13 protein-coding genes and 3 pseudogenes are annotated in these 20,519 nt (G+C 58.8%); 15 read left to right on the plus strand and 1 reads right to left on the minus strand.

Annotated elements, in window-relative coordinates; genetic code table 11:
* From BM395_RS18685 to BM395_RS18705, 5 genes and pseudogenes are all read left to right on the plus strand, one after another.
* Positions 1–282, plus strand: a pseudogene (locus BM395_RS18685) (hypothetical protein); the annotation flags it as partial.
* A 499-nt stretch (positions 283–781) separates the two neighbouring features.
* The gene (gene ltrA, locus BM395_RS18690) at positions 782–2,155 is read left to right on the plus strand and encodes a group II intron reverse transcriptase/maturase (RefSeq protein WP_049950174.1); all 1,374 of its coding nucleotides are present in this window, start codon (positions 782–784) and stop codon (positions 2,153–2,155) included.
* Between the two features lie 300 nt (positions 2,156–2,455).
* Positions 2,456–4,201, plus strand: coding sequence for a caprolactamase subunit beta (capB, locus tag BM395_RS18695; protein WP_033902868.1), 1,746 nt, complete (start codon positions 2,456–2,458; stop codon positions 4,199–4,201).
* A 35-nt stretch (positions 4,202–4,236) separates the two neighbouring features.
* Positions 4,237–6,327: a caprolactamase subunit alpha gene (gene capA / locus BM395_RS18700; RefSeq protein WP_023662936.1), complete on the plus strand. Its 2,091-nt coding sequence runs from the start codon at positions 4,237–4,239 to the stop codon at positions 6,325–6,327.
* Between the two features lie 97 nt (positions 6,328–6,424).
* Complete coding sequence (locus tag BM395_RS18705; RefSeq protein ID WP_033902870.1) at positions 6,425–7,384, plus strand: AraC-like ligand-binding domain-containing protein; 960 nt, start codon at positions 6,425–6,427, stop codon at positions 7,382–7,384.
* Between the two features lie 377 nt (positions 7,385–7,761).
* Here BM395_RS18705 and csiR read toward each other — a convergent pair whose 3' ends face one another.
* Positions 7,762–8,481, minus strand: coding sequence for a DNA-binding transcriptional regulator CsiR (csiR, locus tag BM395_RS18710; RefSeq protein WP_023048102.1), 720 nt, complete (start codon positions 8,479–8,481; stop codon positions 7,762–7,764).
* 192 nt (positions 8,482–8,673) lie between these two features.
* Here csiR and glaH point away from each other — a divergent pair, with 192 nt between their 5' ends.
* The 10 genes and pseudogenes from glaH to BM395_RS18760 all read left to right on the plus strand — a co-directional run bounded on the left by glaH (position 8,674) and on the right by BM395_RS18760 (position 20,388).
* Positions 8,674–9,651 (plus strand): glutarate dioxygenase GlaH, encoded by a 978-nt coding sequence (gene glaH / locus BM395_RS18715; protein ID WP_023628647.1) that lies wholly within the window; start codon positions 8,674–8,676, stop codon positions 9,649–9,651.
* 84 nt (positions 9,652–9,735) lie between these two features.
* Positions 9,736–10,965: an L-2-hydroxyglutarate oxidase gene (gene lhgO / locus BM395_RS18720; RefSeq protein WP_023048104.1), complete on the plus strand. Its 1,230-nt coding sequence runs from the start codon at positions 9,736–9,738 to the stop codon at positions 10,963–10,965.
* Between the two features lie 238 nt (positions 10,966–11,203).
* Positions 11,204–12,571 carry an aspartate aminotransferase family protein gene (locus BM395_RS18725; RefSeq protein WP_023048105.1) on the plus strand — a complete coding sequence of 456 codons (1,368 nt, stop codon included), beginning with the start codon at positions 11,204–11,206 and terminating at the stop codon, positions 12,569–12,571.
* Between the two features lie 109 nt (positions 12,572–12,680).
* The gene (gene gabD, locus BM395_RS18730; RefSeq protein WP_024075423.1) at positions 12,681–14,132 is read left to right on the plus strand and encodes an NADP-dependent succinate-semialdehyde dehydrogenase; all 1,452 of its coding nucleotides are present in this window, start codon (positions 12,681–12,683) and stop codon (positions 14,130–14,132) included.
* Positions 14,133–14,918: 786 nt separating this feature from the next.
* Positions 14,919–15,230: pseudogene (locus BM395_RS23660) on the plus strand (endonuclease); the annotation flags it as partial.
* Complete coding sequence (locus BM395_RS18740) at positions 15,212–16,165, plus strand: branched-chain amino acid ABC transporter permease (protein ID WP_024075422.1); 954 nt, start codon at positions 15,212–15,214, stop codon at positions 16,163–16,165. The pseudogene BM395_RS23660 and the gene BM395_RS18740, both read left to right, overlap by 19 nt.
* Positions 16,162–16,920, plus strand: coding sequence for an ABC transporter ATP-binding protein (locus BM395_RS18745; RefSeq protein ID WP_023048108.1), 759 nt, complete (start codon positions 16,162–16,164; stop codon positions 16,918–16,920). Before BM395_RS18740 ends, BM395_RS18745 begins: the two co-directional genes overlap by 4 nt.
* Complete coding sequence (locus tag BM395_RS18750; RefSeq protein ID WP_024075421.1) at positions 16,920–17,636, plus strand: ABC transporter ATP-binding protein; 717 nt, start codon at positions 16,920–16,922, stop codon at positions 17,634–17,636. Before BM395_RS18745 ends, BM395_RS18750 begins: the two co-directional genes overlap by 1 nt.
* Before the next feature lie 539 nt (positions 17,637–18,175).
* A pseudogene (locus BM395_RS23890) lies at positions 18,176–18,568 on the plus strand (methyl-accepting chemotaxis protein); the annotation flags it as partial.
* Positions 18,569–18,936: 368 nt separating this feature from the next.
* Positions 18,937–20,388 carry an aldehyde dehydrogenase gene (locus tag BM395_RS18760; RefSeq protein ID WP_023630205.1) on the plus strand — a complete coding sequence of 484 codons (1,452 nt, stop codon included), beginning with the start codon at positions 18,937–18,939 and terminating at the stop codon, positions 20,386–20,388.
* Positions 20,389–20,519 lie beyond the last annotated feature (131 nt).

Genomic DNA, 20,519 nt, shown 5'->3' on the forward strand with positions numbered 1-20,519 from the left:
GACCTCAGCTATGACATTCCTGGCTCACTCGGGTGGCTCTCTGGTGTCAAGGTTTACGGTAACTACAGCCTGTTCGACAAGGATGAGTCCAGCTTCGAGGATTCCCAGCGCTTCATCCTTGGCACATCTTTCTCGCTGAAAGACCTATGGATCGCCGTCGAGTGGTTGCACGGCAAGCACGATCCCTACATCGGTGGCGGTAGCTACACCCAGAGCCTGGGCGCCGGCGGTAGCGAACGCTGGGAAAACCAGTTGTATACCAATATCGGTTACTACTTCTGAGGCAATAAGCGCCCCTAGCAACCACTCACGCTCCTATTTTCGCCAGCCATGTGCTGGCGTTTTTTTATGGTGCGCCAGGCATGGCGCGTAGCGCCGTGACTGGCGCTGTCGGGTTCACTGTGGTGGTGAGCCTGGCGACTTGGAGGTGAAAGTCCTCTACACACCCGGCAAGGGGAAGTGTTAGCTGAAGGCAAGGGTGTCGCGGGCGACTGCGAATCTGAAGGAAGCCCGAGACAAAATGCTGGCCTGACGAACAGGAAGCGGATGAGGCGGCGCAGCGGGGTGAGGTGGCCATAATCGCCAAAGCCCGATACTTGCACGGAACGCTGCGACGTAGATCCGACAGGCATAAGCAGGAAGGTCGCGCGAATTACCCTGGGAGATCTGTACGCTTGCCATTGTGCTACCGATTGTCGAGAGGCGACGGGATGGGCGTGCAGAAGTCAGCCGAGGCCGTAGTAAGTGGCGGTCAACCACGCCATCAAGGGCCGAACAGGTCATGCCGCCAGTAGGCGTCAGCGTCTCGTCGATAACCGAAATGCAGAAATTTCTCCAAGAGAAGACTGTCACCCCGAGTCCCGGCCAGAGGCCGAGGATGACGCCTGACAGCGCAGAGGTATCGGCGGCGTCGGTGACGTGGATGAACGCGGAGCCGGACACGCTGATGGAGCGGGTGCTTGCGCCGCTCAATCTCAAGCGTGCGTATCAGCGCGTGGTCAGCAACAAGGGGGCGCCGGGTGCCGATGGCATGACGGTCGCCGACTTGGCAGGCTACGTGAAACAGTATTGGCCCATCCTGAAGGTCAGGCTGCTGGCAGGTGAATACCATCCCCAGGCAGTGCGGGCGGTCGAAATTCCCAAACCGCAGGGCGGTATGCGGCAACTGGGCATTCCCAGTGTCGTGGATCGCCTGATCCAGCAAGCCCTGCTGCAACAGCTCACGCCGATCTTCGATCCGCTGTTCTCGGACTATAGCTACGGCTTCCGTCCGGGCAGAAGCGCTCACCAGGCTGTCGAGATGGCCCGCACCCATGTGGCGGCGGGTCATAGGTGTTGCGTGGAACTCGATCTGGAGAAGTTCTTTGATCGGGTCAACCACGACATCCTGATGTTCTGTGTTGAGCGCCATGTCGAAGACAAACAGGTGCTCAGACTCATCCGCCGTTACCTCGAAGCGGGCGTCATGTCGGGCGGGGTTGTCAGCCATCGGCAGGAGGGGGCGCCGCAAGGCGGCCCGCTTTCGCCGCTGCTGTCGAACATCCTGCTCGATGAACTCGACCGTGAGTTGGAGCGGCGAGGCCATCGCTTCGTGCGCTATGCCGATGACGCGAACATTTATGTCCGTAGTCCGCGTGCTGGCGAACGAGTGCTGGCCAGTGTCGAGCGGTTCCTGAATCACCGTCTGAAACTGAGACTGAATCGGGACAAGAGTCGCGTGGCTGGGTCGTGGAAATGCGACTACCTGGGGTATGGGATGAGTTGGCACTCGCAGCCTAGACTGCGAGTGGCAACCATGAGCCTGCGCCGTGTGCGCGACCGTCTCAGGGAACTGCTGCGAGGGGTGCGGGGCCACAAGATGGCGAATGTCATCGAGCGGGTAAACCCGGTGCTGCGAGGCTGGGCAGGCTACTTCAAGCTCAGCCAGAGCAAGCGTCCACTGGAAGAGCTGGATGGCTGGGTCAGGCACAAACTTCGCTGTGTCATCTGGCGGCAATGGAAGCAGCCCTCTACGAGGGCGCGCAACCTGATGCGCCTGGGATTGAGCGAGGAGCGTGCCTGCAAGTCGGCCTTCAATGGCCGAGGCCCGTGGTGGAACTCAGGAGCGCCGCATATGAATCAGGCGCTGCCGAAGAAGCTATGGGACAGACTTTGACTGGTCTCGATACTGGATACGATCAATCGGCTTAACCGCATGGCCTGAACCGCCGTGTACGGAACCGTACGCACGGTGGTGTGGGAGGACGGCGGCCGTGAGGCCGCCTCCTACCCGATCGCAGCGTTCCGGCCTCCCGGCATTAGATCTTGAGTAGATGCACCAGTAGAAACAGTTCACTTCAGGCCAAAAAACGGTGCGCTTGAAGACAAGCCAGCCGCTAGGCCCGCGCGTAGCTTAGCGATGTGGGCAAGACATCCGTCACGCCTCCCCAGACAAAAACAAGATTTGTGGTGACCCATGAACATAGTAGACCCGATCACCCTGGCAGTCGTGCGCGGTGCGCTCGAAACAGCCCAGCGAGAAATGACCCTGACGCTGGAAAAGACCAGTCGCTCGAGCGTGTTCAACCTCGCCCACGACTATTCCAACGCACTCTTCGATCACCTCCCGGAAATGATCCTGCAAGGCCAGGACCTTCCTATTCATCTCGGTTCGCTTATCCCAGCGATGAAATGCGTTGCTGGCTTCTTCGGTGATGAGATTGCCGAGGGCGATGTTATTTATCATAACGATCCAGCCTACATGGGCAGTCATATCCTCGACTGCTGCATGTACAAACCGGTGTTCTATAAGGGCGAGCTGGTGTTCTGGACGGTCTGCAAGGGCCACCTGACCGATATTGGCGGCCCGGTACCGGCCGGCTACAACCCGGACGCAAAAGAAATCTACGCAGAGGGCCTGCGCATCCCGCCTGTCAAGTTGTGGGCCCAGGGCCAGCGCCGGGAAGACGTAATCAACCTGCTGCTGACCAACATGCGCGCCCGCGCCTATCAAGAAGGCGATCTGAATGCCCAGTACGGTGCTTGCAGCGTGGGCGAGCGTCACCTGATCGAGTTGCTCGATCGCTATGGCGTCGACCAGGTCCGAGCGTGCATTACCGAGCTGAAAGATATGGCAGACCGTCATATGCGCGCATTGTTGCGTGATGTGCCAGACGGTTTCTACAGCGGCACTGCCATTCTCGAAGACTCCGGTCATGGTCTGGGAGAATTGTCGATCACTGCCCAGGTGGAAATTCGCGGCGACGAGGCGCACGTTCTGATAGAGAGCCCGCCGCAGGTGCCTTACTTCATCAACTCCTACGCGGGCAATTCGATCTCCGGGGTTTACCTCGGACTGATGATGTTCGCCCAGGTGCCACCGCCCTACAATGAAGGCCTCTATCGCTGCGTGAGTGTAGACCTTGGCCCGTCCGGTACTCTGTGCAACGCCCAGGAGCCGGCACCGCACGTCAACTGCACCACTACTCCGATGGAAACCCTCGCCGATGCCGTGCGTCTGGCCCTTGAACAGGCGGCTCCGGAGCGTGTGACCGCCTCCTGGGGGCATGCCAGCGGGATCAATATCGCTGGGCACGACCCACGCAACAACAACGATGAATATGTGACCATGGTGCTGGCCTCGGTCATCTCCGGCGCTGGCGCTAACAAGGCTATGGATGGTTGGCCTGCTTGCGGCCCGCTGTGCTGCTTCGGCGCGCTGACGTCCGGCGATATCGAACTGCTTGAGTACTCCTATCCGGTACTGATACACCGCTACAGCCTGATGACCGACAGTGGTGGCGCCGGTGAATTCCGCGGTGGCTCTGGTACTCGCCTGGAGCTCGAGCCGCTGAAGCACGCCATGACCGTGGTCGGTTTCGGTGAGGGCCGGCAGCTGCCTACCGCCGGTGCGGCAGGGGCGAAGAATGTTCTGCTCGAGCCCAAGCTCGGCCGCTTGATCCATAGACATGTCGACGGTGAGGAAGACCATTACATCCAGAACACTCTGCTGACCGCACAACCAGGTGAGCGCGTAATCAACGTCAACCCGGGCGGTGGTGGCTATGGCGACCCACTACGTCGTCCGCTGGCCACGGTTCTAGCCGATGTGCGCAACGGCTTGGTCTCGATTGACGGCGCGCGCCTTGAATACGGCGTAGTGATTGACGGCAACGGCCAACTCGATGAAGCCGCAACCCACGCACACCGAGCCGCGCACTGAGCACAGCCCCTTTGAGCAATGCAGAGAATTCGAAAATGAGCAAACAACAATATCGCCTGGGCATCGATGCCGGCGGCACCTTCACTGATTTCATCCTCGCCGACCATCAGGGCAACGTGCAGTTGTTCAAGGCGCCGTCCACCCCACATGACGGCACCCTGGCCATACGCAACGGTCTGGCGCAAATCGCCGATGCCCTCGGCCGTACACCAGCCGAGATCATTGCCGACTGCGATCTGTGCATCAACGGGACGACTGTGGCGCTCAACGCACTGATCGAAAAGACCGGGGTCAAGGTGGGCCTGCTGTGTACCGATGGCCATGAAGACAGCCTGGAAATTCGCCTTGGCCACAAAGAAGATGGCCATCGCTATGACGCCACTTATCCACCGGCGCATATGTTAGTGCCGCGCCACCTGCGCCGTCCAATCGGCGGGCGTATTATCAGTGACGGCAGCGAGTTCAGCCCGCTAGACGAGGCGGCGATTCATGCCGCCATCGACTACTTCCGCGAACAACAGGTGCAGGCGGTGGCGATCTCCTTCGTCTGGTCGGTGCGCAACCCTAGTCACGAGCAGCGCGCTATGGCTATGGTGCGTGCGGCTTTACCTGACGTATTTGTCTGCAGCGGCCACGAGGTGTTCCCGCAGATTCGCGAATACACACGCACCTCGACAACCGTGGTCAACGCCTACCTTAGCCCAGTGATGGGTCGTTATATCGAACGCATCGACGCGCTGTTCGAGGAGCTGGGCGCGCAGCAGCCTACCCGCTATTTCCAGTCCAACGGAGGTCTGGCTCCTGGCGTGGTAATGCGTGAGCGGGCGGTCAACGCGATCAACTCCGGTCCGGCATCTGCCCCGCAAGCCGGCTTGTGCGTGGCCCAGCCATTCGGTATCGACAACGTAATCACCGTCGATATGGGTGGTACCTCGTTCGACATCACTCTTAGCAAAGGCGGTCGCACCAACTTCAGCAAAGACAGCGACTTCCTCCGTTACCGTATCGGCGTGCCAATGATTCAGGTGGAAACCCTTGGCGCCGGCGGTGGCTCGATCGCCCACCTTGACGACTTCGGCATGCTCCAGGTCGGTCCACGCAGTGCCGGGGCTAACCCCGGGCCTGTGTGTTATGGAAAGGGTGGGGTCGAGCCGACTGTAACCGATGCTAACCTGGCGCTCGGTTATCTGGCTGATGGTGCACTGCTCGGTGGCAGCATCCGTCTAAATCGACAAGCCGCGATCGATGCGATCCGCAGTAAAATTGCCGAACCGCTGGGTATCAGTGTCGAGCGCGCGGCCGTCGGTATCATTACCCTGGTTAACCTGAGCATGGTTAGTGGTATCCGCCGCGTGTCCATTGAGCGTGGTTATGATCCCCGTGACTTCGCCCTGATCGGTGCCGGTGGTGCAGCGGGCATGCACGTGATGCGACTAGCTGAGGAAATCGGCAGCAAGGTTGTGCTGATTCCCAAGGTGGCTTCGGGGCTGTGCGCCTTCGGCCAGATTCTCTCTGACATCCGCTATGATCAGCTGACTACTTTGCCGATGCGTTTGGATGACGAGTTCGTCGATTTGGAGCAACTAAACCAGGCCCTGCAGCAGTTACGCGAGCGTGGTATGACGAACCTGCGAGACGATGGTTTCGGTGGTGACAATCGTATTGAATGCCAGTACAGCCTGGAGATTCGTTACCTCGGACAGATCCACGAGTGCAGCGTCGAACTGAGCTGCGACCGGCTCGACCGTAGCAGCCTGGCGGCCCTGCGCGAATCCTTCCACCAGCGGCACAAGGCGCTGTTTTCCTTCAGTGAGCCTAACAGCCCGGTCGAACTAGTTAATCTAGAGTGCTCGGTGATCGCGCGGTTACAGCGTCCACCAATGCCTGAACTTGCAACCCCGCTCAAGGCAACGGCCGCGATTCCGGCTGGTCATCGTCCGATGCTGTTCAATGCGCAAGACGATTGGCAGGACACGCCTGTGTACAACGGCGACCGCATAGAAGTAGGGCAGATTATTCAAGGTCCCTGTGTGATTGAGGAAGCGACCACAAACATCGTTGTTCCACCGGGCTGGCGGGTCAGTCTGGATCCCTCGGCCACATATGAACTGACTCCCGGTCATTGACCGTCAGGGATTTTTAACAAAGGATTGTGTAACAACGGCACCGACGGCATTCACCGTTGGTGCCGCCCTCATAATAACTACAAATTGAGGACCTTTCATGACAGATCAATTGTCTACGCGGTATTGGCCTGAGGGAGAAAGGCAATCGCGTTGGGCCGAAGCCATCGGCAATACATATTTTCCATTGTCGTTGGAGTTCAATTCCAGCGCCATTTTCCAAGGCAGCCTGAAAATTTGGAAAACGGGCAGTACGCCGTTGGCGTTATCGCGCCTGCGCTCCAGTCAGCTAGGCTATTCGCGCAGCGAGAGCCAGGTTAGCGAAGATACTGAACCCTGTTACCTTGTAACAGTGCCGCGCCTTACCGAAGTACACTTCGAGCAAGACGGTCGTGAGCTCCATTGTAAGCCAGGTGGGTTCATCTTCGAGCGAGGCGATGCGCCTTATCGTTTTCACTACTCCTGCGACAACGACCTTTGGGTATTCAAGCTGCCTGAGCGCGCGCTACATGGACAGATACGTGGAGCCGAGCGCTACACCCGTTTCTGTTTCGAGGCTCGGCGTGGATTGGGACGAATTTTTGTTGATCAACTGGCGATGTGTGCCGCGCGCTTCGACGAATGCGATGCGGATGCCCGTCATATGCTGCTGGAACAGGTGCTTTCGACGTTGTTAATGGCTCTGCGCCAAGATGAGCGCGTCCTTAATAGTGAGAGTTCGAGTCTAGCTGCCCTGCATTTGCAGCGTATCGAGCACTACATCGACCGAAACTTGTGTTCAGCTGAACTAAACCCGCAGCATATTGCTCAGGCCTGCGGCTTATCGGTTCGCTATTTGCATAAATTATTTTTCAGTACGCCCTACAGTCTCGGTGAATGGATTCGCCTGAAACGATTGGAGGCTGTATATCAACGCCTACGTGATCCCCACTGCCACCTATCAATCGGTGAGCTGGCATATCGTTGGGGGTTCAGTGATCAGGCACAATTTTCCCGGCATTTTCGCCAGCACTTTAGTTGTACTGCCAGTGAAGCCCGAGCCGTTTCGTTAAAGCCGTAGCCGGTTACTTTATTGTCAATGTGCTCTGGGGGATTAGAAGTCACTCGGCGTAGCTCCCCATAAAGGCTCCACGCCTTTTCACCGTTGCGGGAGTACCAGTTATATATCGGCGTCTGATATTCCATACGGGCGCTAACTTGGGTAAGCCTTTGTCGTCTGCATTGGCAAACTCATGCGTAGCTGGTGTTGCTGATCAAGCCAAGCTTATTGTTTTAGGTTCACGCGAGCGGGCTGAGAGCGGCGCAGGCTTCACAAGCGTAAGACGGAACCATGCTAGGTGCAAAGCTATGGTGTTGGGTAGTAATTGCTTCAGGTCTGTCCTGCAAAAAACATGCTGAAATTCCGCAGGCACCCCCTCTAAGGGCGAGACACGGTAACTATCCCATGATTTCAGGGGCGGACTGGGATGCTCTCAGGTTGCTGTTGCGCATGATCCCTTCGATGATCGGTACTGGTGTCATCAGATGAGCCTGCATCATGGCGCTTGCTCGCGTTGCGTCACGGGCAAGGATAGCTTCTACCAGTTCGCTGTGCTCTTGACGTTTCAGGGACAAGGCCTCCTCGGATAGCACCGTGCGCCGCAGCCACAGCTGGCGATAGCGCTCGGCCTGATCGAACAGATAGGCGCGCGCCTGCAGCAGGTGTCTAGACCCACAGCCGGAGGCTATAGCTGTATGGAAGGCCTTGTGTCGGGCATCCCATATTTCCAGCATCTGCTCCTGGGTCTTGACCTCCATTACCTTGGCCAATGTATGCGAATAGGCCAACACCTGGGCCTCCCAGGCGTCATCGCCGCGTTCGATGGCGAGCTTAAGTACCAGCGCTTCGAGATTGGCCCGTGCGTCATAGATGTCCTGCATTTCGCTCAGCGACATAGGAGCGACGCGGTAGCCACGCTGACTGATAGCTACTACCAGATTTTCCGCAATCAGATGCGATAGCGCTTCACGCAGAGGGCCTACGCCTAGGTCGTAGCGCTCCTTAAGCGCAGTCATTCGCAGTTTTTCTCCGGGCTTGAACATGCCCTGAATTATGTCCCGCTTGAGCCACTCATAGCCGCTGACTGCTGAGTTTTGGCGGGGGGCGAGCGTATCCATAAACCATGCTCCTCAACGGGTTTTATCCATCATACGCAACTGCAGAAATATTTACTAAGTGGAGATGCAGTTGCCGAGTGTCGCTATTTTATAAAAGCGTAGACATTTTTATAAAATAGCTATATTTTTAGTCCGGCTGTTCTGGTAAATCTCGGGGCGGCGTACAGACAATTTTTTCGTCAGGACTCTGCCATGAATGCCTTTACCCAGCTCAAAGATCTTGTGATGCCGCTACCGACCGCCGTTAAGGGGTTTTCTCTTTCACCCTCCGCTCAGTCGCCCCGTTTGTTCGAGCTGACCTTCACTAAGGCGACGATAGAGGCTTTCTGTGTAGCAGTGGCCGAGTGGCCGGTGCAGGCGCTGGAATACAAGTCCTTCTTGCGATTTCGCTTCGCCAAAATTCTTGACGATCTCTGCGGTAACAGCCTGCGCCCGGTGCTACTCAACGCCCTAATGGATCGTGCCACCGGAGGGCTGTTAATCAAGCAGGAGGCCCTGAATGATGTGGCACAAGCTGATGATATGGTCAAATTCTCGACTGCTGTGGCCCACCTGCTGGGGCGGTCGAACTTTGATGCGATGAGCGGCCAGTTCTACGCACGCTTCGTGGTCGAGAACGTCGATAATTCGGACAGCTACCTGCGCCAACCTCACCGGGTAATGGAGTTGCACAACGATGGTACTTTCGTCGATCAGATCACCGACTACGTGCTGATGATGAAGATCGATGAGCAGAATATCGAAGGTGGCAACTCGCTGATCCTGCATCTGGACGACTGGGAGGATCGCCATGCTTTCTTCCATCATCCGCTAGCACGGCGCGTCATGCGCTGGACCGCGCCGCCGAGTAAAAGGGTCGATACGGACGTGTTCCATTCGATCTTTGATGTCGACGCCGAAGGGCGGCCGACTATTCGCTATATCGATCAATTTGTTCAGCCCAAAGACTTCGACGAGGGCAACTGGCTGACCGACCTGTCTATCTCCCTGGAGGGCAGTAAACAGAAGCTTTCCGTGCCGGTGCCAGTTGGCTGCTTCCTGCTGATTAATAACCTGTATTGGCTGCATGGCCGCGATCGTTTCACCCCTCACCCTGGGCTGCGCCGTGAACTGATGCGCCAGCGCGGTTACTTCAGTTACCCCAAACTCGGCCATCAGCAAGGCCAATAATTGCCATTAATTGAACAGGGGCTGCGCGGTTTAGCCCTTGTCGTTTGTCCACGGGGCAAAACAGATCGAGTAGAGGTGATAGCGGTGTACGATTTTGTGATCATCGGGGGCGGCATTATCGGCATGTCGACTGCCATGCAATTAATCAAGGCCTACCCAGAGTCGAAAATCTTGTTGCTCGAGAAAGAGTCCGGGCCAGCTAAGCATCAGACGGGGCACAATAGCGGGGTCATCCACGCCGGCGTCTACTACACGCCGGGTAGCTTGAAGGCGAAGTTCTGCCTGGAAGGCAACCGTGCTACCAAATCGTTCTGTAACGAGCACGGCATTATCTACGATGAGTGCGGTAAGTTGCTGGTCGCCACCAATGAGGTGGAAATGCAGCGCATGCGCGCGCTTTGGGAGCGCACTGCAGCCAATGGTCTGGAGCGCGAGTGGCTGTCTGCGGAGCAACTGAAGGAACGCGAACCGAACATCACCGGAATCGGCGGGATCTTCGTGCCCTCCAGTGGTATCGTTAACTATGCCGAGGTCACCGCTGCCATGGCTCGCGAGTTCCAGAGGCACGGTGGCGAGATTCGCTACGACAGCGAAGTCATCGGCCTGGAAGAGCGCGCCACGGAGATGCGGGTTAAAACCCAGCATGAAGAAGTCATTGCACGCTTTTTGGTGACCTGCTCGGGTCTGATGGCCGACCGCATTGTATGTCTACTGGGCTTAGATCCTGGCTTTAGCATTTGCCCGTTCCGTGGCGAATACTATTTGCTGCCTGAGCAGCACAACCGGATCGTCAATCACCTGATCTACCCGATTCCCGATCCCTCCATGCCGTTCCTCGGCGTGCACCTGACGCGAATGATCGACGGCAGTGTGACAGTCGGTCCCAATGCTGTGCTGGCACTCAAGCGTGAGGGCTATCGCAAGCGTGACATATCTTTGTCCGACACGTTCGCAATGCTCACCAATCCGGGCATTCTTAAAGTGCTCAAGGACAATCTGCGGCCCGGCCTGATCGAGATGAAAAACTCGCTGTTCAAGCGTGGTTATCTACAGCAAGTACGCAAGTACTGCCCCAGCTTAACGCTGCAGGATCTCAAGCCTTACCCGGCCGGCGTCCGCGCCCAAGCGGTTTCAGCGGACGGCAAGTTGATCGAGGACTTCCTGTTCCGCAATACCCGCCGTAGCGTCAACGTCTGCAATGCACCATCGCCGGCGGCTACCTCTGCAATTCCCATAGGCGCCTACATCATCAAGCAGATTGATGCACAGCTGCAGGGGCTACCCAGGTTTGTAAAAAACCAACATCCCGCATGAGGCAGTGCGGGGCGAATTCGGCAGTGCACTGGAACGAACAAGACTGTGCGCAAGACGACAAGCCCCGCACCGGCTCAGTCTAATAGGCTATCGGCTAGTGCACTTAACGTCCCCGAGCCAAGTCATCGTTACTGAACTCGTTACCGAATTGAAGTGTGTGATTGTGATCAAAAGCCGGATGCCTACTTATAAGGCTACTCCCAGAAACCATGCTTGTTAGTCATATTGAGAGCGCCCCATGAACCAGTCAGTATCCTCGCTGCCAGAAAAAGACATTCAGTATCAACTGCACCCCTACACCAATGCTCGCCTTCATCAGGAGCTTGGCCCGCTGATCATCGAGCGCGGGGAGGGTATCTATGTTTATGACGATCAGGGCAAGGGTTATATCGAGGCGATGGCTGGGTTGTGGAGCGCCGCGCTTGGCTTTAGCAATCAACGTCTGATCAAGGCAGCTGAGCAGCAATTCAACACCCTGCCGTTTTATCACCTGTTCAGTCACAAATCGCATCGCCCGAGTATCGAGTTAGCCGAAAAGCTGATCGAGATGGCGCCGGTGCCTATGAGTAAGGTGTTCTTCACCAACTCCGGTTCCGAGGCTAACGATACTGTAGTGAAGATGGTCTGGTACCTCAATAACGCTCTAGGCAAACCAGCCAAGAAGAAGTTCATCAGTCGGGTCAACGGCTACCACGGCATCACCGTCGCCAGCGCAAGCTTGACTGGCCTTCCAGGCAACCAGCGCGGTTTCGACCTGCCGCTTCCAGGCTTCCTGCATGTCGGCTGCCCGCACCATTATCGTTTCGCCCTTGCCGGTGAAAGTGAAGAGCATTTCGCTGACCGCCTTGCCGTCGAGCTCGAGCAGAAGATTCTCGCCGAAGGCCCGGAGACTATCGCAGCGTTCATTGGCGAGCCATTGATGGGCGCTGGCGGTGTCATAGTGCCGCCTCGTACCTACTGGGAGAAGATCCAGAAAGTTTGCCGTAAGTACGACATCCTGGTTATCGCCGATGAGGTAATCTGTGGATTTGGGCGTACCGGGCAGATGTTTGGCAGCCAGACCTTTGGTATCCAGCCGGACATCATGGTGTTATCCAAGCAACTGTCATCTTCTTATCAGCCGATAGCGGCGATTCTGATCAATGCCCCAGTATTTGAGGGCATCGCTGATCAGAGCCAAGCGCTTGGCGCGCTTGGGCATGGGTTCACCGGCAGCGGTCATCCGGTAGCTACTGCCGTGGCCTTGGAGAACCTGAAGATTATTGAAGAGGAGAGCCTGGTCGAGCATGCGGCGCAAATGGGCCAGTTGTTGCGCAGCGGCCTACAGCATTTCATCGATCATCCCTTGGTGGGCGAAATTCGCGGTTGTGGACTGATCGCTGCGGTAGAACTAGTTGGCGATCGCGTGAGCAAGGCGCCGTATCAGGCGCTAGGCACCCTCGGACGCTACATGGCCGGCAGAGCCCAGGAACACGGCATGATTACTCGCGCCATGGGTGATGCCGTGGCCTTCTGCCCGCCGTTAATCGTCAACGAACAGGAAGTCGGAATGATTGTAGAGCGCTTTGCCAGGGCGCTGGACGACACCACTCAGTGGGTTGGTTAGATCAATCCGGGGGAGGAGAGAATTGCTTTTATGTGGCTCTCCTCGGCTTAAATTCATAGCTTGGAAAATAGCTGAGCAGCACTGAATGCAGTCTGCGAAGGAGCACGCCATGCAACTCAAAGATACCCAATTGTTCCGCCAACAGGCTTATATCGACGGAACCTGGTTGGACGCGGACAGCGGCCAGACCATTCAGGTCACCAATCCGGCCACCAACGAAGTTATGGGTAGTGTGCCGAAGATGGGGGCAGCGGAAACCCGTCGAGCCATCGAAGCAGCAGATCATGCCCTGCCAGCCTGGCGTGCACTGACAGCTAAAGACCGCGCCAACAAACTGCGCCGCTGGTTTGAACTGATGATTGAAAACCAGGACGACCTGGGTCGTCTCATGACCATGGAGCAAGGTAAGCCACTTGCCGAAGCCAAGGGCGAAATTGCTTTCGCGGCGTCCTTCCTTGAGTGGTTCGCCGAAGAAGCCAAGCGCGTGTATGGCGACGTAATTCCCGGCCACCAACCGGACAAACGCCTGATCGTGATCAAACAGCCCATCGGCGTAACGGCAGCGATTACACCCTGGAACTTCCCGGCAGCCATGATCACCCGTAAAGCCGGCCCGGCCCTGGCCGCCGGTTGTACCATGGTGCTCAAGCCAGCGTCGCAAACGCCTTATTCGGCGCTGGCGTTGGCAGTGCTGGCCGAGCGTGCCGGGATCCCCAAAGGCGTGTTCAGTGTAATCACTGGCAGTGCTGGCGAAGTCGGCAGCGAACTGACTAGCAACCCGATCGTGCGCAAGTTGAGCTTTACTGGCTCCACCGAAATTGGTCGCCAGCTAATGGCCGAATGTGCCAAGGACATTAAAAAGGTGTCGCTAGAACTGGGCGGAAACGCGCCGTTCATCGTATTCGATGATGCCGACCTTGATAAGGCAGTGGAAGGCGCACTGATCTCCAAATACCGCAACAATGGCCAGACCTGCGTGTGCGCCAACCGCCTGTATATCCAAGACGGCGTATACGATGCCTTCGCCGAGAAGCTGAAAATCGCGGTAGCTAAGTTGCAGATTGGTAACGGTTTGGACGAAGGTATCACCACCGGCCCTCTGATCGATGCCAAGGCGGTGGCCAAGGTCCAGGAGCACATTGCCGACGCCATTAGCAAGGGTGCCAAGCTACTCGCTGGTGGTAAGCCGCACGCCCTCGGTGGCACTTTCTTCGAGCCGAGCATCCTCATTGACGTACCGAATAACGCCGCCGTAGCCAAGGAAGAAACCTTCGGTCCGCTGGCGCCGCTGTTCCGTTTTAAGGACGAGGCCGACGTGATCGCGATGTCCAATGACACCGAGTTCGGCCTGGCCTCGTACTTCTATGCCCGCGATATGGGGCGCGTGTTCCGTGTGGCCGAAGCCCTAGAATACGGTATGGTCGGCGTCAATACTGGGCTGATCTCCAATGAAGTTGCGCCTTTCGGTGGTATCAAGGCATCCGGCCTGGGTCGCGAAGGATCCAAGTACGGCATTGAGGATTACCTGGAGATCAAGTACCTCTGCCTGGGTGGTATCTAAGAGCCCGGCGAATAGGCACGTGATTCTCGCTCAGGCCCCACTTGGCGAGCATCATTAATCTTGGCCCGGTCTATAAAACCCGGGCATGCTACATCGGTTGTGGCGCAGACAAAGATTGACGCGGGCTATTTCTACGTCACCGTCTACTTCTCACGGCTGTTGCCGCGCAACCAGAGTCTGGAGGCCTGTATCCGCGTCGACAGCGCCCCCTGTTCGAGCTAGGTGCCTAACATTTCTAACGATTGAGCGTTGCGCGGAGTCCTACACCTAGGCTCTGCGCCTTTTTAATCCCGCCGCGCTAGATTAGGCGAAGTAATGCTGCCTTCACAGCCAGTCCTGCTGGTATGGATAAAGGTGATATCCATCACCTATGCCATGTTAGGGGCGACGGTGAACTCTCTCTAAGATGGTTTGGTGCGATGATTTAAGGCGCCCCAGCGACCGTTGATTGCATCCAATGTGCTCATTAGCTTTTCTGTTCGAGCTGGCTGTTCCTGTGCGAATAGATCCTGTGTGTACTCATCACGCTTACACAGGTCTAGCAGCAACACTTGGGCTTTGGCATAGCTGAAACCCTCTCGTTACAGCCTTTTGATTCCCTCCTGTGCCGCTGCAATGATCAAACGCGTGTCATCGGTCGGGTAGGGCAGTTGGCAAAGCAGGCCGTTGGCGTACTTACCATCATTGAATTCGCTCGGTCGCAATCAGGCGAGCATTCGGGGCTTGGATCACGATCCCTCCAGTCGTAATAGCCACTGGCAGAAATCTTCAAGCAGAGGCACATAAGGTCGTAAGAACTGCGTAGCTGGTGACCCCGTCTTCCGTGCCATGAAAGTTGACCTGACCAACCGCTATCCGTCAGTCGGTGAGGCGAAGCAACTTCCTTTATGGCATGGTGCCACAGTCCCTTATTACGGAACGTGTAGTACCCGCATTGATTTCGTAGGGCGAGCAGCAGTGCCGCGTGATGAAGTGAAAGGCTTGGTCGCTTGCCCGACCTTCTACACGTAGGATCGCTATGGCATGTCCATGTCCTGTCAGCAACAGCAACAGCAACAGCAACAGCAATTGCTTATGGCTTGGGATCGACAGTATCCTTCCACCTGCAGCAACTGACCCACATCATGATTCTCGCCCTGGTCGCTCTCAGCCTCGACCTGTTGGTGGGCGTGACCGGCATGGTCAGCCTGGCCCAGGCGGCCTTCTTCGGCATCGCCGGCTACAGCCTGGTGTTGTTCGCCCCGGAGTTCGAGGCGGTGAACTTCTGGCTGGCGCTGCTGCTGTGCCTGGGCGTCAGCGCCGCAGCTGCGCTGCTGATGGGCCTGCTGATCATCCGCACCTCGGGCATCTTCTTCATCATGGCGACCATCGCCTTCTCGCAGATGCTCTATTACCTGTTCCACGACTCGGCCTTCGCCGGCGGCTCGGACGGCATCTACCTGTTCCTCAAGCCCGAGGTGGCCATCGCCGGGGTGCATCTGCTCGACCTGGAGAACCCGCGCAGCCTGTTCTACCTGGTGCTCGGCTCCCTGGTGCTGGTCTATCTGCTGCTGCGCACCTTCCTGCGCGCGCCGTTCGGCCGGGTGCTGCTGGGCATCAAGCACAACGAGGAACGGGTCCGTTCCATGGGCTACAACCCGCTGTTCTACAAGCTGGCGGCCTTCGTCATTGCCGGCACCATCGCCGGCTACGCCGGCATGCTCTCGGCCACCCAATACGGTTTCGTCAGCCCCGACCAGGTCGGCTGGCAGCTCTCGGCCCACGCCCTGGTGATGGTCATCCTCGGTGGCATGGGCAGCCTGTTCGGCGCCATCTTCGGCGCCTTCGCCTTCGAGGGCCTGCACCATCTGTTCGCCGGCCTGACCCCGCACTGGGAGCTGCCCATGGGGCTGGTGGTCATCGCCATGGTTCTGTTGCTGCCGCGCGGTCTCGCCGGGTTGCTGCTGCAGCTCTGCGACCGGCGCACAGCCACGGCCTGCGACGCAAGTACGGTATCCACCCCCGACGCGATGAAGAAGGAGGCCGGCGTATGACCGCCCATGTTCTAGAAACCCGCGGACTGAGCAAGGCCTTCGGCGGCCTGCGTGCGGTCAACGACATTTCCCTGAGCGTGGCGCCCTGCGAGGTACACGCGATCATCGGCCCCAACGGCGCCGGCAAGAGCACCATGGTCAATCTGCTGTCCGGCCATCTTCAGCCCAGCGCCGGGCAGATCCTCTTTCACGGCCGCGACATCACCGGCTTGGCGCCCAACCGGGTGTCGCACCTGGGCATCGGCCGCAGCTTCCAGCGCACCAACATCTTTCCCAGCTTCACCTGCCTGGAAAACTGCTGGCTGGCGGCGCAGTCGCGGCTGAAGAACTCCTTTCGTTTCTTCCGCCGCTGCGAGGCCTATGTCGAGGTACGCGAGCGCGCCGAACGGGCGCTGGAGCTTTGCGGCCTGGCCGCCCACCGCGACACCCTGGCCGATGCCCTGAGTTATGGCGAGCAACGCCAACTGGAGATCGGCATGGTACTGGCCACCGAGCCGAGCTTCCTGCTGCTCGACGAACCCATGGCCGGCATGGGCAAGGACGAATCGGCGCGGGTGGTCGAACTGCTCGCCAGACTGTCGCAGCAGTACGCCATGGTCCTGGTCGAGCACGACATGGATGCGGTGTTCAGCATCGCCCACCGTCTCACCGTGATGGTCAACGGCGAGCTGCTGGCCAGTGGCCCGCTGGACCAGGTGCGCAACGATCCGGCGGTACAGCAGGCCTATCTGGGCGACGGCGAGGAGCAATTCTGATGAGCGCACAAGCCCTGGTGCAGGCCACCGGCCTGCACACCTATTACGGCAACAGTCATGTGCTGCATGGCGTCGACCTGCAGATCCAGCCGGGCGAGACCCTGGCGCTGATGGGCCGCAACGGCATGGGCAAGAGCACCACCATTCGCTCGTTGCTCGGCCTGACGCCGGCGCGCCGCGGCGAGGTGCTGATCCGCGGCGAGCGCTGCAGCGGCCGCGCCACCCACCAGATCATCCGCCGCGGTATCGGCTATGTGCCAGAGGGCCGCGGCATGTTCCCCAACCTGAGCGTGCGCGAGAGCCTGATCATGGCCGCCCGCCCGGGCCTGGACGGGCGCCGCGACTGGAACCTGGAGCGGGTGCTGGCGACCTTCCCGCGCCTGGCCGAGCGCTTCTCCCACCTGAGCGGCAACCTTTCCGGCGGCGAGCAGCAGATGGTCGCCATCGGCCGCGCGTTGCTGACCAACCCCGAACTGATGATCCTCGACGAGGCCACCGAGGGCCTGGCGCCCTTGATCCGCAAGGAGATCTGGGACGTGATCCGCCTGATCAAGGCCAGCGGTATCGCCACTCTGGTGGTGGACAAGAACGTCAACGTGCTGCTCGACCTGACCGACCGCAGCATGATCATGGTCAAGGGACGGGTGGTGTTCGACGGGCCCAGCGTCGAGCTGAAGTGCCAGCCGCAGATCCTCCAGGAACATATTGGCCTGTGACGCCGGGGAGACTGACGATGAACGAGAAGACCGACGCCCCTGCCCGAAACTGGCAGAAGCCGCTGGCGGCGTTGCTGCAAGCGACGGCGGCGCTGGCCGCAGCCGGCCTGCTGCTGTTGGACAGCGGCCTGCACGGCCCACTGGCGGCCCTGGCGCTGGCCGGCGTCGCCCTGGCCGGCCTGCTCTACCACAGGTTGCCGCCGATCCTGGTCGAGTTGCCGCCACCAGCGCCAGCGCCAGCGCCGCCACCGGCGCCTGAGCCTGAACCGCCGGTGCTGCTGGCGGCGCCTGCTCCCGAGCCGCCTTCCGACCCTGGCCTGCCGCTACGCGCACCCCTGGCGAAGTTGCTCGAGAGCATCCTGCGCACCGAGCAGGACATGCTCTTCGCCACTGAACTGGCGCGCGCGGGCGGAGAAAAGGTGCAGTTCAGCGCCGCCAGCATCCAGGCCTGCGAGGCGGCGATCCGCGAGCTGGCCGGCTACATGGGCACCATCGATCAGGTATTCGACGAACTGTCGCAACAGTCGATGCGCATCGGCGCCATCGTCGGCAGCATCCAGGACATCGCCAAGCAGACCAACCTGCTGGCGCTCAACGCGGCCATCGAGGCGGCCCGCGCCGGTGAGCATGGCCGCGGCTTCGCCGTAGTCGCCGACGAAGTGCGTCACCTGGCCCAGCGCGCCAACGAGTCCAGCGGCGAGATCCAGCAGATCGCCGGCAGCCTGCAGAAGTCGGCGCAGGAGGCGCGGACGGGAGTCGAACACATCGGCCAGTCCACCAGCACCGGCCTGGAGAAGTCCGCCGCGGCCCTGGGCGCCATGGCAGAGATGCGTGCCGGCGCCGCGGTGCGGCTGGAGACGGTCGAGCGCATCGTTCGGCGCCTGAATGAGCAGCGCACCTTGACCCAGGACATGGTCGAGCTGCTGGGTTAGCGGGCTATCGCTGAAGTGGGCACCTTGCGACCCCATCGTTGTGACGCAGTCTTCGTCAGCCGATTCGACTGGCTGTGGAATCACGATCTGCAGCAAGACCTGAACTTGGCCTACAGCCGTTTAGGCTGGAAAGCGGCCCTGGCCGCATGACTCCGCCATTGCCGTGGACGTGATGCCTTCTCGCCTGGAGTTGGCTCGCAGGGTGGGCACAACGCCCATCTTCAATAGCCGGGTAGCAGATCCGGCTACGCGTAGTCGCGCAATCACTGACGCAGCTGCGCAGCGCAGTCCCATTCTGCGTATGCCCGGAGCTGCCGACTGAATGCGGTCGCGTCACACAATTTTCCTACTGTCTAAAAGGTCTAGAAATGAGTGCACAACTGGTAATCGACAATATCAAGCTGGACGCTACCGGAGGCAAGACGATCCAACGGCTTGACCCTGTGTCCGCCAAACTGGTCAGCACTGCGGCTGCCTGCACCCTGGAAGACGCAAAACGGCTCGCGGCCTCATCCGAGCGAGCATTCCGCAAATGGTCCAAGACCGGACCGACCGAGCGGCGTCGTCTCCTGCTCGCAGCAGCGGATGTCCTCGAGGCCAAGATGTCGGAATTCTGCCGGATCATGGCTGAGGAAATTGGCGCATCGCAGCTCTGGGCGCAGTTCAACGTAGGTGCATCGGCGAATCTGCTGCGCGAGGCTGCAGCGCTCACTACTCAAATCAAGGGTGAGACGATTCCAACCGATAAGCTTGGCGCTTTCTCGTTGACGCTTCGCCAGCCGGTGGGCACCGTGCTGAGCATTGTGCCGTGGAATGGGCCGGTGATCCTGGGGGCTCGCGCTATCGCGTATCCGCTGGCGTGCGGCAATACCGTGATCTTCAAAGGCTCGGAAAACAGTCCTCGCACTCATGCCCTTGTGGCCGATGCCTTCATTGAGGCAGGCCTGCCGGCGGGTGTGCTCAATTTCCTGATTACCGCGCCCGAAGACGCATCGGCTGTCACCGAAGCGTTGGTGGCCCACGATACCGTGCGCCGGGTCAACTTCACGGGCTCCACCAAGGTCGGCCGCATGATCGCCGAAACCTGTGCGTCCCATCTCAAGCGCTGTTTGTTGGAGTTGGGTGGCAAGGCTCCTTTCGTAGTGCTGGAGGATGCCGATATCGACGGCGCAGTGAATGCCGCAGTATTCGGCTCGTTCCTGTATCAAGGGCAAATCTGCATGTCGACCGAGCGTTTCGTGGTCGATCAGCGTGTTGCCGACGAATTCGTGAGTAAGTTTTCCGAGCGAATCGGCAAACTGGAGCTTGGCGACCCCACCGCATCTCCGACCTGCGTAGTCGGACCGGTCATCGCCCAGGGCTCGGTAAAGCGGATCAACCATCTGATCGAAGATGCGCTCGGCAAAGGGGCTGTCATCGCCGCGGGCGGTATCGCCGACAGTGCCTTGATGCAGCCCACGCTAGTCGACCGCGTGACCAAGGACATGGAAATCTACGACGAGGAAACCTTTGGTCCTATTACCACGATCGTTCGTGTCGACGGGGCAGAGGAGGCGTTGGAAGTGGCCAATGACACGGCTTATGGCCTCTCATCTGCAATTTTCAGCGCCAATGTCTCCAAAGCGCTTGAGCTGGCAAGTCGGTTGGATGCAGGTTGTGTCCACATCAACGGCGCCACCGTACAAAACGAAGCGCAGGCCCCCTATGGTGGTATGAAGCAGAGTGGATACGGCCGTTTCGATGGAAGCGCTGTGATTGACGAGTTCACAGAAATCAAGTGGGTCACTGTTGAGCCATCTGATCAGCCTTATCCCTTCTGATGTTTCGGGGCCGGCGGAGCAAGTGGATTCGCCGGTTCACGCGCGTTCGCATCATTTCTCCCAGATGATCGTAAAACGCTCGGATCCACGGCCAAGCGCGTCTTGCCGCGAAAGTGTTGCACGCGTGATAA

The organism is Pseudomonas marincola, assembly GCF_900116605.1.
Lineage (GTDB): Bacteria > Pseudomonadota > Gammaproteobacteria > Pseudomonadales > Pseudomonadaceae > Aquipseudomonas > Aquipseudomonas marincola.